This is a genomic window from Streptomyces sp. IBSBF 2435 (assembly GCF_036815005.1).
Taxonomy (GTDB): domain Bacteria; phylum Actinomycetota; class Actinomycetes; order Streptomycetales; family Streptomycetaceae; genus Actinacidiphila.
In genome coordinates, this window is record NZ_JAJSYW010000039.1 from 24,780 (window position 1) to 38,913 (window position 14,134).

Below are 14,134 nucleotides of genomic sequence, written 5' to 3' on the forward strand. Positions count from 1 at the left end.
GTGCCGCCTCATCGTAGAACGGCCCCCGCGGCCCGCTCAGCGGCGTACCGCGTCCAGCGCCAGCAGCGCCACATGCAGTGACAGGCACGACTCGACCTGGTCCAGGTCCACGCCGAGCACCTGCTCCACCCGGCGCAGCCGGTCGTAGAACGACGGCCGGGACAGATGGGCCGCGTCGGCCGCCGCCGACTTGTTGCGGCCGCAGCTCAGATACGCGCGCAGGATGCGGATCAGGTCGGTGCCGTGCTCGGCGTCGTGGGAGAGCAGCGGCCCGATCTCGCGCTCGACGTACGTCTGGACCCGCGCGTCGTCCCGCAGCAGGTGCAGCAGGCCGCGCAGCCGGATGTCGGGCAGCCGGTAGTAGCCCCGGGTGCCGCCGCCCGCGGGCTCGGCGTGCACCGCCGCGTCGGCGACCTGGGCCGCCTCCAGCAGGGTGCGGCGGGCGTCCCGCAGCGCGCCCACCGACGAGCCCGCCGCCATCACGAACGGCGGCCCGCCCGCCAGTGCCGCCGCCAGCCCGTCGAGCGCGGCCCGCTCCTCGTCGTGCGGTCCGAGCGAGACCAGGACGCCCACCGAGCCGTCGTCCAGTGCGCCGGTCAGCGCGGTCAGGCCGCGCTCGCGCACGGCGAGCGCGGCGTGCTCGGTGAAGTCCCGCAGCCGGGCCTGCGCCTCCAGCGCCGCGGACGGCTGCCCGCCGCGCTGCCGCAGCAGGACGCCGACCAGCCGGCGGCCCTCCAGCGGCACGCCCAGCGCCCGCGCCCGCAGCGCCACGTCGGAGACGGTCAGCGCGTGGGTGAGGATGCCGGACAGCAGGGTGCGGTGCGTCTGGCGCTCCAGGGACTCCCGGTCGCGGTCCAGCAGCCGGCCCAGCGCCAGTGTCGCGGCGGCGCGCTCCAGCAGCACGGTGTGCCGGCGCGGACCCGTACCGCCGGGCAGCACCAGGCGCCCCCAGTCGCTGCCGCGTGCCCCGACCGCGGTGACCAGCCAGCCGGACCGCTCGTCGTAGCCGGTGCGCCCGGGCGGCGCGACCGCGCGGGAGCGCCGCTCCCAGCCGTCCAGCAGCGCCTGCGGGTCGCCGCCCGCGGGGTCGAAGGCCAGCACCTGGTGCGCGAGGTTCTCCAGCACCACCGCGGCGCCGGCCATCCTGGCCACCTCGCGGACCACGTCGGCGGCGTCCGCGCCCTCGACGGCCAGCTCGTTGAACGTCTGGTGCGCTTCCTCCGAGGCGCGCAGCTCGGCGTACTGCCGGTTGACCACCAGGGCGTGCACCGCCTCGGTCACCGCCACGAAGCGGACCTCGCGGTGCAGCGCGATCAGCGGAAGGCCGCGCCTTTCCGCGGCCCTGACCAGGGCCTTCGGGAGGGCGTCCCGGTAGCGCCTGCCCAGCTCCACGACCAGCCCCGCGGCGCCGACGTCGGCGAGCGCGTCGGCGTACGCGGCCAGGGCGGCGCGGTCCTCGGGGAACATGACGCCGGTGGTCAGCACGAGTTCGCTGCCGCTGAGCATGGGGGCGATGTCGGGGAGTTCGCTGATGTGCACCCAGCGGACGGTGCCGGTCAGGCCGGCGGCCCCGGCCACCACTTCCGGGCGGCCCGCCCGGAGGATGTCCAGGGCCAGGATGTCGGCGACGCAAGTCACTGGCGTGCAACCTCCTCGGGTTGTGCCGTGCCGTTGCCACGTGCGGTGGCGTGTCCTTGTGCGGTCCGGGCGCGCACTTCCTCGCGACCCTCGGTGGGTGCCACGTGCGGTGGCGTCGCCATCTTCTCCGCCGTTCTGGTTGCGCGCGCAGTTCCCCGCGCCCCTGGGTGGGTGCCCCTTGCGGTGGCGTTCCCGTGCGGGCCGGTGGGGGCGGCGGGAAGTACCTCCCCCAGGGCTCCGCCTGGGGGGACCCCCACCGCTTCGCCCGGGGGAACTCCGACCGGAGCTCCGACCGGGAACCCCGACCGGAGTTTCGGCCGGGGTTCCCGCGGCGCCTCCCGGCGGGGGTGCCGCGGGTGGTGGGCTCCAGTATCCGTCGAAGACATCCTCGTAGACACAGATTTCGTCGCGTAACCAAAAGGCAACAACGGAATCCCTTGTTGGAGGGAGTCTCCTCTGTCAGGATCAGCCACCAATCCGGGCTTTGGCCACGCTGTCGGGCGACCGGGACGCGCGGGGCACGGAGGCGAGGAGAGCGTGATGCACCACGTGAGAGACGTGGCCGAGCGGTTCGACGGCGGCGTGCAGTACATCGCGGGCGAGCAGCGGGCCGGCACCTCGGGCGCGACGTATTCCGTCGTGGACCCCGCGAACGGGCGGACCGTGCTGACGTACGCGACGGCCGGACCTGCGGATGTGGAGGACGCCGTGGCGGCGGCGAAGGCCGCGCTGCCCGGATGGGCCGGGCTGACACCGGGCGAGCGCTCCGGGGCGCTCCAGCGGCTGGCCGCCGCCCTCGACGCGCAGGCCGAGGAGCTGGCCCGCACCGAGACCCTCCAGTGCGGCAAGCCGATCCGGCTGAGCACGGAATTCGACGTGCCCGGCACCGTCGACAACACCGCCTTCTTCGCCGGTGCCGCCCGCCATCTGGAGGGCGTGGCCGCGGCCGAATACAGCGCCGACCACACCTCGTACGTGCGCCGCGAGCCGGTCGGGGTCGTCGGGTCGATCGCGCCGTGGAACTACCCACTGCAGATGGCCGCCTGGAAGATCCTCCCGGCGGTCGCGGCGGGCAACACGGTGGTGCTCAAGCCCGCCGAGAATACCCCGCTGACCAGCCTGATGTTCGCGCGGGCCGCGACCGCGGCGGGGATGCCCGCCGGGGTGGTCAACATCGTCAGCGGCACAGGACCTGTCGCCGGCGAACACCTCGTCGCACACCGGGACGTGGCCATGACGTCGTTCACCGGCTCGACCGCGGTGGGCCGCCGCATCGCCGCCATCGCCGCGGGCGGGGTGAAGCGGCTGCACCTCGAACTCGGCGGCAAGGCGCCCTTCGTGGTCTTCGACGACGCCGACCTCCAGGCCGCGGCCGAGGGCGCGGTGGCCGCCGCGCTGATCAACGGCGGCCAGGACTGCACCGCCGCGACCCGCGCCTACGTCCAGCGCCCGCTGTACGACGCCTTCGTGGCCGCCGTCGCCGACCTGATGGCCACCGTGCGGCTCGGCGACCCCTTCGACCCGGCCACCGACCTCGGCCCGCTGTCGTCCTTCGCGCACCGCGACCGGGTCGCGGGCGTCGTCGACCGGGCCAGGGCGTACGCCACGGTCGTCACCGGCGGCGACGACGGCGGGGCGCGCTTCGCGGCCGGCGCGTACTACCGGCCGACGCTGATCACCGGGGCGCCGCAGGACAGCGAGGCGGTGCAGAGCGAGATCTTCGGCCCGGTCCTGGCGGTGCTGCCCTTCGACAGCGACGACCAGGGTCTCGTGCTGGCCAACGACAGCCCCTACGGTCTTGCCGCCTCCGCCTGGACCCGCGACGTCTTCCGGGCCGGCCGGGCGAGCCGGGAGCTGGCGGCGGGCTGCGTATGGATCAACGACCACATCCCGATCGTCAGCGAGATGCCGCACGGCGGCACCAGGTCATCCGGCTTCGGCAAGGACATGTCCCACTACTCCTTCGAGGAGTACACGCAGGTCAAGCACGTGATGTACGACAACACCGCGGTAGTGCGCAAGGACTGGCACCGCACGGTGTTCGCAGACCGATAACCCCCGCGAAGGCCCCGACACCGGAGGGCATCACCCATGGAGCAGTACGAGCCCCTGTCCCCGCCGCTGCGTGCGGCCATGCAGCGCAGCATGACGGGCGGGCGCGGCGCGATGGGCCGGCGGACGCTGCTGCGCGCCGCGGGACTCGGCGCGGCCGGCGCCGCGGGACTGACAGCCTGCGGCATACCCGCGGCCGGCCGCACCGGCGACAGCGTCGCGTCCACCGACCACTCGGCCCAGGAGAAGACCGTCGACTTCTCCAACTGGACCGAGTACATCGACGTCTCGGACGACGGCAAGCACCGCCCGACCCTGGAGGCGTTCGCCAAACGCACCGGCATCAAGGTCAAGTACACCGAGGACATCAACGACAACGTCGAATTCTTCGGCAAGATCAAGCCGCAGCTGTCCGCGGGCCAGGACACCGGCCGCGACCTGATGGTGCTCACCGACTGGCTGGCCGCCCGGATGATCCGGCTCGGCTGGGTCCAGCAGCTGAACCCGGCGCATCTGCCGCACGCCTTCGCCAACCTCGAACAGCGCTTCCGCAGCCCCGACTGGGACCCCGGCCGCTCCTACTCCTACCCCTGGCAGGGCATCGCCACCTGCATCGCGTACAACAAGAAGGCCACCAACGGCCGGAAGGTCACCTCGATCTCGCAGCTGCTCGACGACTCCTCGCTCAAGGGCCGGGTCGCGATGCTGTCCGAGATGCGCGACACCATCGGCATGACACTGCTCGACATGGGCCACAAGCCGGAGACCGTCACCGAGGACACCTATGACGCGGCGGTGGCCCGGGTGCAGAAGGCCGTCGACAACCAGCAGATCCGCAAATTCACCGGCAACGACTACACCGACGGCCTCAGCAAGGGCGACATCGCCGCCTGCGTCGCCTGGGCGGGCGACCTGGTCCAGCTGCGGATCGACGACCCGGACATCGAGTACGTCTTCCCCGACGCCGGATTCCTCTTCTCCACCGACAATCTGCTGATCCCCGCGAAGGCCCGGCACAAGACCAACGCCGAACGCCTCATCGACTACTACTACGAGCCGCAGGTCGCCGCCCAGGTGTCGGCGTACATCGCGTACGTGTGCCCGGTGGCCGGGGTGAAGCCGTACCTGGCCAAGATCGACCCCTCGCTGGCCACCAACCCGCTGATCCTCCCGGACGCCGCGATGGACGCCAAGTCGCACAGCTTCCGCTCCCTCAGCGAGGACGAGGACACCCGCTACGAGGAGAAGTTCTCCAAGCTCATCGGCGCCTGACCCGAGGACATCTGCCATGACGACCGCAAGCACCGCAGCACCCGGCGACGCCGTCCGCCTCACCGGGCTCAGCAAGACCTACGGGTCCTTCACCGCTGTCCACCCGCTGGACCTCGCCGTCCCCGCGGGCTCCTTCTTCGCGCTGCTGGGCGCGTCGGGCTGCGGGAAGACCACCACCCTGCGGATGATCGCCGGCCTCGAGGACCCCACCGCGGGCTCCGTCGCGCTCGGCGGCCAGGACGTCACCGCCCTGCCGCCGTACAAACGCCCCGTCAACACGGTCTTCCAGAACTACGCGCTCTTCCCGCACCTGGACATCTACGAGAACGTCGCCTTCGGCCTTCGCCGCCGCGGCGTCAAGTCGATCAAGCAGCAGGTCGGCGACATGCTGGACCTGGTGCAGCTCGGCGGGTTCGCCCGCCGCAAACCGCACCAGCTCTCCGGCGGCCAGCAGCAGCGCGTCGCGGTGGCCAGGGCGCTGATCAACAAGCCCGAGGTGCTGCTGCTCGACGAGCCGCTCGGCGCCCTCGACCTCAAGCTGCGCCGCCAGATGCAGCTGGAGCTCAAGCGCATACAGACCGAGGTCGGCATCACCTTCATCCACGTCACCCACGACCAGGAGGAGGCCATGACGATGGCCGACACCGTCGCGGTGATGAACGGCGGCCGGGTCGAGCAGCTGGGCGGCCCCGCCGACCTCTACGAGAACCCCGGCTCCACCTTCGTCGCGAACTTCCTCGGCACCTCCAACCTCATCGAGGCCGAGGTCACCGGCGTCTCGGGGGACGACATCCAGCTGGTCTCCGCGGGACAGCGCCTCACCCTGCCCGCCGCCCGGTGCGCCGCCGAGGTCGCCACCGGCGGCACCGTGCTCGCCGGGGTCCGCCCGGAGAAGATCACCCTGGCCCACCGGGACGACCAGGACGCGATAGCCGACGGCCGCAACCGGGTGCAGGGACGGATCGTCGACTCCAGCTTCATCGGCGTCTCCACCCAGTACGTGATCGACAGCCCGGTCTGTCCGGAGCTGGAGGTCTTCGTGCCCAACGTCGAACGCGACGGGCGGCTCATACCCGGCGCGCCCGTCGTCCTGCACTGGAATCCCGCGCACACCTTCGGCCTCGACGCGGCCCAGGACATCGACGCCGGGCTCGACTCGGACGCCGCCGACGGCGGCGCTGCCGGCGAGGCCGCCCGCGCCAAGTCCGCTCCGGCCAGGACCGCGCGGGGCGGCGCGGCGGACGCCGACCAGGACGGCGCCGCCGCGGGGGCCGCCGTATGAGCGCCGCCACCGCACAGGCCGCCGGGCCGCCGCCGCCCGCCGAGCCGGGATCCGCGGCCACGCCCGCCGCGCCCCGCCGTACGGCCGGGCGGCGCCGGCTGACGCCGTATCTGCTGCTGCTCGCCGGCGCCGCCTGGCTGCTGGTCTTCTTCGTCGCCCCGATGGTCTACCAGGCCTCGACCTCCGTGCAGACCGGCTCGCTCGACAAGGGCTTCAAGGTCACCTGGCACTTCGCGACCTACTGGGACGCGCTGCGCGAGTACTGGCCGCACTTCCTGCGGTCGCTGCTCTACTCCGGCATCGCCACCGCGGCCTGCCTGGCGATCGGCTACCCGCTGGCGTACATGATCGCCTTCCGGGCCGGTCGCTGGCGCAATGTGGTGCTGGTGCTGGTGATCGCGCCCTTCTTCACCAGCTTCCTGATCCGCACCCTGGCCTGGGAGACGATCCTGGCCGACCAGGGGCCCGTGGTGTCCTTCCTGAACACGGTGCACCTCCTGGACGTCACCTCGTGGCTGCACATCACCCAGGGCGACCGGGTGCTGGCCACCCCGCTGGCGGTGGTCTGCGGGCTGACCTACAACTTCCTGCCGTTCATGATCCTGCCGCTCTACACCTCGCTGGAGCGGATCGACGGGCGGCTGCACGAGGCGTCGGGCGACCTGTACGCGACGCCTTTCACCACCTTCCGCAAGGTGACCTTCCCGCTGTCGCTGCCCGGTGTGGTCGCGGGCACCCTGCTGACCTTCATCCCGGCGTCCGGCGACTACATCAACGCCGAGTTGCTGGGCTCCACCAACCAGAAGATGATCGGCAACGTCATCCAGTCGCAGTTCCTGCGGGTGCTGGACTACCCGACAGCCGCCGCGCTGTCCTTCATCCTGATGGCGGCCATCCTCGCGATCGTCACCGTCTACATCCGCAAGGCCGGGACGGAGGAGGTGGTCTGATGCAGTCACGTCCGATGCGCTGGCTGCGCAGGAACGTGGTGGTGATCGCGGGCGTGCTCGCCCTCGGCTATCTCATCCTGCCCAACCTCGTGGTCCTGGCCTTCTCCTTCAACAAGCCCAAGGGGCGCTACAACTACACCTGGAACCGCTTCTCCACCGACGCCTGGCAGCACCCCTGCGGCGTGGCCGACATGTGCGGCTCGCTCACCCTGAGCCTGCGGCTCGCGGTCTACGCCACCATCGGCGCGACCGTGCTGGGCACCATGACCGCCTTCGCGCTGGCCCGCTACCGCTTTCGCGGCAGGGCCGCCACCAACATGCTGATCTTCCTGCCCATGGCGATGCCCGAAGTCGTGATGGGCGCCTCGCTCGGCACGCTCTTCCTTAACATGCGGATCCGCTTCGGCTTCTGGACGATCCTGATCGCGCACGTCATGTTCTGCCTGAGCTTCGTCGTCGTCGCGGTCAAGGCCCGCATCATGAGCATGGACCCGCGCCTGGAACAGGCCGCCCAGGACCTCTACGCCACCCCGGCACAGACCTTCCTGCGGATCACGCTGCCGCTGGCGGCGCCCGGCATCGCGGCCGGCGCGCTGCTGTCCTTCGCCCTGTCCTTCGACGACTACATCATCACCAGCTTCAACGCGGGCAGCACCGTGACCTTCCCGATGTTCGTCTGGGGCTCCGCGCAGCGCGGCACACCGGTGCAGGTCAATGTGATCGGCACGGCGATGTTCGTGATAGCGGTGCTGCTGGTGGTGGCCGGCCAGCTGATCGGCGGTCGCCGCAGGGGGGCGCGCACCTGACCGCGGGCCGGCCCGCACCGACCCGACCGCCCGCACGCGTACCCGTACCGCCCGTACTCGCACCGCCCGCACACGTACCACCGGAGGAGCCATGGACCCGGCCGCCCGCTCGCTCGCCGACGCCGAGCAGACGCCGTACTGGCTGGACGACCCCGCCCGGCCGGCCGCGCGGGCGGCGCTGACCGGCGAGGAGGACTGCGACCTGCTGGTGGTCGGCGGCGGCTACACGGGGCTGTGGACGGCGCTGCTGGCCAAGGAGCGCGACCCGGACCGCGACGTGGTGCTCATCGAGGGGGCCAGGGTCGGCTGGGCCGCCTCCGGGCGCAACGGCGGCTTCTGCGCCGCCAGCCTCACCCACGGCATGCTCAACGGCCTGGCCCGCTGGCCGGACGAATTCCCGCTGCTCCAGTCGCTGGGCGAGCGCAACCTCGACGCCATCGAGGACGCGGTCGCCCGGCACGGCATCGACTGCGAATTCGAGCGCACCGGCGAGATCGACGTGGCCACCGCGCCGTACCAATATGCCGAGCTGCGCGAAACCGCCGCAATTGCCGCGGAAAACGGTGTCGGGGTCGAACTGCTCGACCGCGACCAGGTACGCGCCGAGGTCGACTCGCCCACCTTCCACGGCGGCCTGTACGACCGGCGCGGCGTCGCGATGCTGCACCCCGCCAAACTCGTCTGGGGCCTCCAGCGGGCCGCTGAGCGGCTCGGCGTACGGATCTACGAACGCACCCCCGCCACCGCCATGGTCAGGCACCGCGCCGCCATGGCCGTCCGCACCCCCTACGGCCGGGTGCTGGCCCACCGGGTCGCGCTCGCCACCAACGCCTTCCCCTCCCTGGTCCGCCGGGTCCGCCCCTACACCGTCCCGGTCTACGACTACGCCCTGGTCACCCAGCCGCTCACCGGCGCCCAGCGCGACGCGATCGGCTGGCGCGGGCGGCAGGGCCTGGGCGACAGCGCCAACCGCTTCCACTACTTCCGGCTCACCGCCGACCAGCGCATCCTGTGGGGCGGCTACGACGCGGTCTATCCCCGCGGCGGCCGGATGAGCACCGACCACGACCACCGCCCCGAGACCTACCGCACCCTGGCCCGGCACTTCTTCACCTGCTTCCCGCAGCTCGAAGGGCTCGCCTTCAGCCACGCCTGGGGCGGCGCCATCGACACCTGCACCCGTTTCTCCGCCTTCTTCGGCACCGCCTGGTCCGGCCGGGTCGGCTACGCGGCCGGCTACACCGGGCTCGGGGTCGGCGCCAGCCGCTTCGGCGCCGAGGTGATGCTCGACCTGCTGGACGGCGAGGCCACCGAGCGCACCCGGCTCGACATGGTGCGCAGGAAGCCGCTGCCCTTCCCGCCCGAGCCCTTCGCCTCCGCCGGGATCGGCCTGACCCAGTGGTCGCTGGCCCGCGCCGACCGCTCCGAGGGCCGGCGCAATCTGTGGCTGCGCACCATGGACCGCGCCGGGCTCGGCTTCGACAGCTGACGCCGGGAGCGGTGTGAGCCGCCTCACTACCGACGAGTAGTGAAACCCGCGTAATAGCGGACCGCCCGCGCCCTCTCTCCCGTGACAGCAGTCGTCACGCGGTAGAAGGAGGGGCCGGCATGGGCAGCGCCGGAGCGAAGAGTGCGGTCGAGTGGTTGGTGTCGGTGGCGCAGGACCCGGAGGGCGCCCGCTGGGAATGGGAGCGCAATCCGCTCGGGGTGGTGCTGCTGCCCGCCGGGCGGATGTGGGACGTGCTGATCCTCGGCAGCGAGCTGGGCTATCCCACCCTGGACGTCCTCACCCGGCTGGTGGGCCGGCCGGGCCCGGTGCTCGCCGACTTCGGCGACGCCCGGATCGGTTTCTTCGTCCCGCCGGGCACCGCGGCGCGCTGGCTGGGCACCGGCGTACGGGCCGTGGGGCGCGGGACCTGGATCGTGGTGCCCTATCCGGGGCGGCCCACCGGCGGGGTGCGCTGGCTGGTGCCGCCGGACGGCACCGGGCACCTCACCGACCCGGTGGTGCTCGAACTGGCCATGCACGAGGCGGCGGCGCAACTGGCCGGGGGCTGACCCGGCCCGGGGCGCCGGCGTTGACGCCCTGTAAGGCGGATCCGGTGTCCGCCGACAGCGTGGTGCTTGTGAGCCGGCGGTCGTGTGGTGACACTGGCGGGGACGACGACGGAAGGGTCATCCCCGTGACGAGCCCCCAGCACATCACCCACTGGATCGCCGGCCGCCCCTGGACCGGCACCGCCGAGCGGCGCGGCGACGTCTACGACCCCGCCACCGGCGAGGTCGGCGCGCAGGTCGACTTCGCCGCGGACGACGTCGTCGACCAGGCGGTCAGCGCCGCGCTCGACGCCTTCGGCCAGTGGCGGCACGCCTCGGTCGCCAAGCGGTCCTCGGTCCTCTTCGCCTTCCGCGAGCTGCTCAACGCCCGCACCGAGGAGCTGGCCGCGATCATCGTCGCCGAGCACGGCAAGGTGCACTCCGACGCCCTCGGCGAGATCGCCCGCGGCCTGGAGGTCGTCGAGTACGCCTGCGGCATCCCGCACCTGCTCAAGGGCGGCTTCACCGAGCAGGCGTCCAGCGGCATCGACGTCTACTCCATCCGGCAGCCGCTCGGCCCGGTCGCGGTCATCTCGCCGTTCAACTTCCCGGCGATGGTCCCGATGTGGTTCTTCCCGCTCGCGATCGCCGCCGGCAACACCGTGGTCGTCAAACCGTCCGAGAAGGACCCCTCCGCCGCGAACTTCCTGGCCGGCCTGTGGCGCGAGGCCGGGCTGCCCGACGGCGTCTTCAACGTCGTCCACGGCGACAAGCCCACCGTCGACCGGCTGCTGGAGCACCCCGACATCAAGGCGGTCTCCTTCGTCGGCTCCACCCCGATCGCCCGCTACGTCTACGAGACGGCGACGCGCTACGGCAAGCGCGTCCAGGCCCTCGGCGGCGCCAAGAACCACATGCTCGTGCTGCCCGACGCCGATCTCGACCTGGCCGCGGACGCCGCCGTCAACGCCGGATTCGGCGCCGCGGGGGAGCGGTGCATGGCGGTGTCGGTCCTGGTCGCCGTGGACCCGGTCGGCGACGACCTGGTCGAGCGGATCAGGCAGCGCATCGCCCGCCTCACGGTGGGCCCCGGCTGCGCGCCCGGCTCCCAGATGGGGCCGCTGGTCACCGGCGCCCACCGCGACAAGGTCACCTCCTACCTGGACGCGGGCGTCGCCGACGGCGCGGACCTCGTCGTCGACGGCCGCAAGCACCCGCTGTCCGACGACGCCGCCGACGGCGGCTTCTGGCTCGGCCCGACCCTCTTCGACCAGGTACGCCCCGGTATGTCCGTCTACGACGACGAGATCTTCGGCCCGGTGCTGTCCGTGGTCCGCGTGGCGAGCTACGACGACGGCCTCGCCCTGATCAACGCCAACCCCTACGGCAACGGCACCGCGCTGTTCACCAACGACGGCGGCGCCGCCCGCCGCTTCCAGCACGAGGTCGAGGTCGGCATGGTCGGCATCAACGTGCCCATCCCGGTGCCCGTCGCCTACTACTCCTTCGGCGGCTGGAAGTCCTCGCTCTTCGGCGACACCCACGCCTACGGCGAGGACGGCGTGAAATTCTTCACCCGCGGCAAGGCCGTCACCCAGCGCTGGCTCGACCCGTCACACGGCGGAATCAACCTCGGATTCCCCACCAACAGCTGAACCCCCGGCGGCGCGCGCGGCCCTGCCGGCCGCCCGCGCCGCCGCCGTACGCACCACCGCCTCCGCCGCCGCGACCGCCGACAGCAGCGCCGCCACCAGGCACCAGCTGGCCACGACGTCCAGCGGCCAGTGGTAGCCGTGCCACACCAGGGCCGCGCCCACCGCGGCGGCCAGCAGCACCGCCGCCGCGGCCACCGTCCGGCGCACCCACGTACGCCGGACGAAGGGCAGCACCAGCAGCGCCGCCGCACCGATCGCGACCGACGAGGTCGCCGTGTGCCCCGAGGGGAAGAAACCCGCGTAGCCGTTCGGCCCCAGGTGCACCTTGCCGGGGGCGGCCCTGCCCACCGCCGACTTCACACCGCCGACGACCAGCGGCACCGCCGCCATGGCCACGGCGGCGGTCAGCGGCGGCAGCCACCACAGCGGCCGGCCGCCCACCTTGCCGCGTACGCCGGCGTACAGCACCGCCGCCAGCAGCAGCGGCACCGCGATCTGCACATTGCCGAGGTCGGAGAGCGCCTGCGCCGTGCCGCTCAGCGCCGGACGCGCCGCCGAGGCGCGCTGGAACCAGCCGAGCACCGCCCAGTCCCGGTCCACCAGCGGCCCGTTGTCCGACACCTGCCAGGTGATCAGGACGAAAAGGGCGACGCCGGCACAGAAGGCCGCGGCGAGCGCGATCAGCGGCCGGACAGCAGAACGCCGCCCCGGAACAGGGGGGAGAGTTCCGGGGCGGCCATGACGATCGCCGTACCGCGCGTCCCGGGGGGTGTGGGACGAGCGGCGGACCGATCGGCGAGGTGTGCCGGGGCCACCATCGGACCCGGCGATTTCGTGCGCGAGGGCACTGCCGTGCCGGTGACGGGGAATCACCGGCCCGTTGTCACTCGTCGCCGACTCCTCCGGAGCCGGCCCCGAGCGGGGTGTTCTGGTGAAACCGTACGTCACGCCGAGGGACGCCGGGCGCCCGATCACCCCTCCGCCATCAGGCCCCCACACGTTCTTCACGAGCCCCGCTTCCTGCCGCACCTCATACCCCGGCGAAGGCCTCCTCGATGATGTCGAGACCCTCGTTCAACAGATCCTCCCCGATCACCAGCGGCGGCAGAAAGCGAAGCACGTTGCCGTACGTCCCACAGGTGAGCACCACCAAGCCATTTGCATGACACGCTTTGGCCACCGCGGTCGTCAGCGCCGGGTCCGGCTCCGTCGTTCCGGGCCGCACCAGCTCCACCGCGATCATGGCGCCGCGCCCGCGGACCTCGCCGATCGCCGGGTACTTCTCCTGCAGCGCCCGCAGCCGGGCCGTCATGACCTCGCCGATCCGCCGCGCCCGGGCGGGCAGGTCCAGCTTCTTCATCGTCTCGATCGCGCCCAGCGCCGCGGCGCAGGCCACCGGGTTGCCGCCGTAGGTGCCGCCCAGGCCGCCTGAGTGGGCCGCGTCCATGATCTCCGCCCGCCCGGTGACCGCGGCGAGCGGCAGGCCGCCCGCGATGCCCTTCGCGGTGGTCACCAGGTCCGGCACCACACCCTCGTCCTCGCACGCGAACCACTGCCCGGTCCTGCAGAAGCCGGTCTGGATCTCGTCCGCCACGAAGACGATCCCGTTGTCCTTGGCGAACTGCGCCATTCGGGGCAGGAAGCCCTTCGCCGGCTCGATGAAGCCGCCCTCGCCCGCGATCGGCTCGATCACGATCGCCGCGACGTGCTCGGCGCCGATCTGCTTGGTGATGATGTCGATCGCCTGCGCCGCGGCCTCCTCGGCCGCGTGCTCGGGGCCGGTCAGCCAGCGGTAGCCGTACGCCAGCGGCACCCGGTAGACCTCGGGCGCGAACGGGCCGAAGCCCTCCTTGTACGGCATGTTCTTCGCCGTCAGCGCCATCGTCAGGTTGGTGCGGCCGTGGTAGCCGTGGTCGAAGACCACGACCGCCGGGCGCTTGGTGTAGGCGCGGGCGATCTTCACCGCGTTCTCCACCGCCTCGGCGCCTGAGTTGAACAGCGCGGACTTCTTGGCGTGGTCGCCGGGGGTGAGCGCGTTCAGCTGCTCGGCGACCTCCACGTAGCCCTCGTAGGGCGTGATCATGAAGCAGGTGTGGGTGAAGTCGGCCAGCTGCTCGGTGGCCCGGCGCACCACCTCGGGCGCGCTGTTGCCCACCGACGTCACCGCGATGCCCGACCCGAAGTCGATCAGCCGGTTGCCGTCCACGTCCTCGACCACTCCGCCGCCGGCCCGCCGCACGAACACCGGCAGCGTCACCCCCACCCCGTCGGCGACCGCCGCGGACTTCCTGGCCAGCAGCTCCTGCGACTTCGGCCCCGGCACGGCGGTGACCAGCCTGCGCTCCTGCGGCAATTCGCTCATGACGGGCATTCTCCTCAAGCTGCTCGACAGCGCTCCATCCGGACGCCCCCCGAGGCTAGGCCGCCCCACCCGCCCCCCGC

At 72.3% G+C, this 14,134-nt stretch carries 11 protein-coding genes; 8 read left to right on the forward strand and 3 right to left on the reverse strand.

What is annotated here, in order from left to right; all coding sequences use genetic code 11:
- Window positions 1–36: 36 nt before the first annotated feature.
- Window positions 37–1,638 carry a PucR family transcriptional regulator gene (locus V7E46_RS10845; protein ID WP_333768217.1) on the reverse strand — a complete coding sequence of 534 codons (1,602 nt, stop codon included), beginning with the start codon at window positions 1,636–1,638 and terminating at the stop codon, window positions 37–39.
- Window positions 1,639–2,178: 540 nt separating this feature from the next.
- Here V7E46_RS10845 and V7E46_RS10850 point away from each other — a divergent pair.
- The 8 genes from V7E46_RS10850 (at window position 2,179) to V7E46_RS10885 (ending at window position 11,692) form a co-directional block, all read left to right on the forward strand.
- Entirely contained in the window at window positions 2,179–3,693 is a 1,515-nt protein-coding gene (locus V7E46_RS10850) for a gamma-aminobutyraldehyde dehydrogenase (protein WP_333768218.1), read from the forward strand.
- 36 nt (window positions 3,694–3,729) lie between these two features.
- Window positions 3,730–4,962 (forward strand): polyamine ABC transporter substrate-binding protein, encoded by a 1,233-nt coding sequence (locus V7E46_RS10855; RefSeq protein ID WP_333768219.1) that lies wholly within the window; start codon window positions 3,730–3,732, stop codon window positions 4,960–4,962.
- Between the two features lie 16 nt (window positions 4,963–4,978).
- Window positions 4,979–6,244, forward strand: coding sequence for an ABC transporter ATP-binding protein (locus V7E46_RS10860; RefSeq protein WP_333768220.1), 1,266 nt, complete (start codon window positions 4,979–4,981; stop codon window positions 6,242–6,244).
- Window positions 6,241–7,194, forward strand: a complete 954-nt coding sequence (locus V7E46_RS10865; protein ID WP_333768221.1) for an ABC transporter permease — start codon at window positions 6,241–6,243, stop codon at window positions 7,192–7,194. Before V7E46_RS10860 ends, V7E46_RS10865 begins: the two co-directional genes overlap by 4 nt.
- Window positions 7,195–7,208: 14 nt before the next feature.
- On the forward strand, window positions 7,209–8,000 hold the full coding sequence (locus V7E46_RS10870) for an ABC transporter permease (RefSeq protein WP_333768229.1): 792 nt from the start codon (window positions 7,209–7,211) through the stop codon (window positions 7,998–8,000).
- A gap of 91 nt (window positions 8,001–8,091) precedes the next feature.
- A complete protein-coding gene (locus tag V7E46_RS10875) occupies window positions 8,092–9,489 on the forward strand; it encodes an NAD(P)/FAD-dependent oxidoreductase (protein WP_333768222.1) in 1,398 nt (465 codons plus the stop codon).
- Between the two features lie 119 nt (window positions 9,490–9,608).
- Window positions 9,609–10,058 (forward strand): hypothetical protein, encoded by a 450-nt coding sequence (locus tag V7E46_RS10880; RefSeq protein WP_329174153.1) that lies wholly within the window; start codon window positions 9,609–9,611, stop codon window positions 10,056–10,058.
- 119 nt (window positions 10,059–10,177) lie between these two features.
- Window positions 10,178–11,692, forward strand: a complete 1,515-nt coding sequence (locus V7E46_RS10885; protein ID WP_443054113.1) for a CoA-acylating methylmalonate-semialdehyde dehydrogenase — start codon at window positions 10,178–10,180, stop codon at window positions 11,690–11,692.
- Here V7E46_RS10885 and V7E46_RS10890 read toward each other — a convergent pair.
- A complete protein-coding gene (locus V7E46_RS10890; RefSeq protein ID WP_333768224.1) occupies window positions 11,651–12,313 on the reverse strand; it encodes a phosphatase PAP2 family protein in 663 nt (220 codons plus the stop codon). The two genes, V7E46_RS10885 and V7E46_RS10890, sit on opposite strands and share 42 nt — an antisense overlap.
- Before the next feature lie 409 nt (window positions 12,314–12,722).
- Window positions 12,723–14,054 (reverse strand): 4-aminobutyrate--2-oxoglutarate transaminase, encoded by a 1,332-nt coding sequence (gabT, locus tag V7E46_RS10895; RefSeq protein ID WP_333768225.1) that lies wholly within the window; start codon window positions 14,052–14,054, stop codon window positions 12,723–12,725.
- Window positions 14,055–14,134 lie beyond the last annotated feature (80 nt).

Coding starts and splice junctions, on each gene's coding strand:
- V7E46_RS10850 (WP_333768218.1), top strand. CDS start 2,179: ATGCACCACGTGAGAGACGTGGCCGAGCGGTTCGACGGCGGCGTGCAG.
- V7E46_RS10855 (WP_333768219.1), top strand. CDS start 3,730: ATGGAGCAGTACGAGCCCCTGTCCCCGCCGCTGCGTGCGGCCATGCAG.
- V7E46_RS10860 (WP_333768220.1), top strand. CDS start 4,979: ATGACGACCGCAAGCACCGCAGCACCCGGCGACGCCGTCCGCCTCACC.
- V7E46_RS10865 (WP_333768221.1), top strand. CDS start 6,241: ATGAGCGCCGCCACCGCACAGGCCGCCGGGCCGCCGCCGCCCGCCGAG.
- V7E46_RS10870 (WP_333768229.1), top strand. CDS start 7,209: ATGCGCTGGCTGCGCAGGAACGTGGTGGTGATCGCGGGCGTGCTCGCC.
- V7E46_RS10875 (WP_333768222.1), top strand. CDS start 8,092: ATGGACCCGGCCGCCCGCTCGCTCGCCGACGCCGAGCAGACGCCGTAC.
- V7E46_RS10880 (WP_329174153.1), top strand. CDS start 9,609: ATGGGCAGCGCCGGAGCGAAGAGTGCGGTCGAGTGGTTGGTGTCGGTG.
- gabT (WP_333768225.1), bottom strand. CDS start 14,054: ATGAGCGAATTGCCGCAGGAGCGCAGGCTGGTCACCGCCGTGCCGGGG.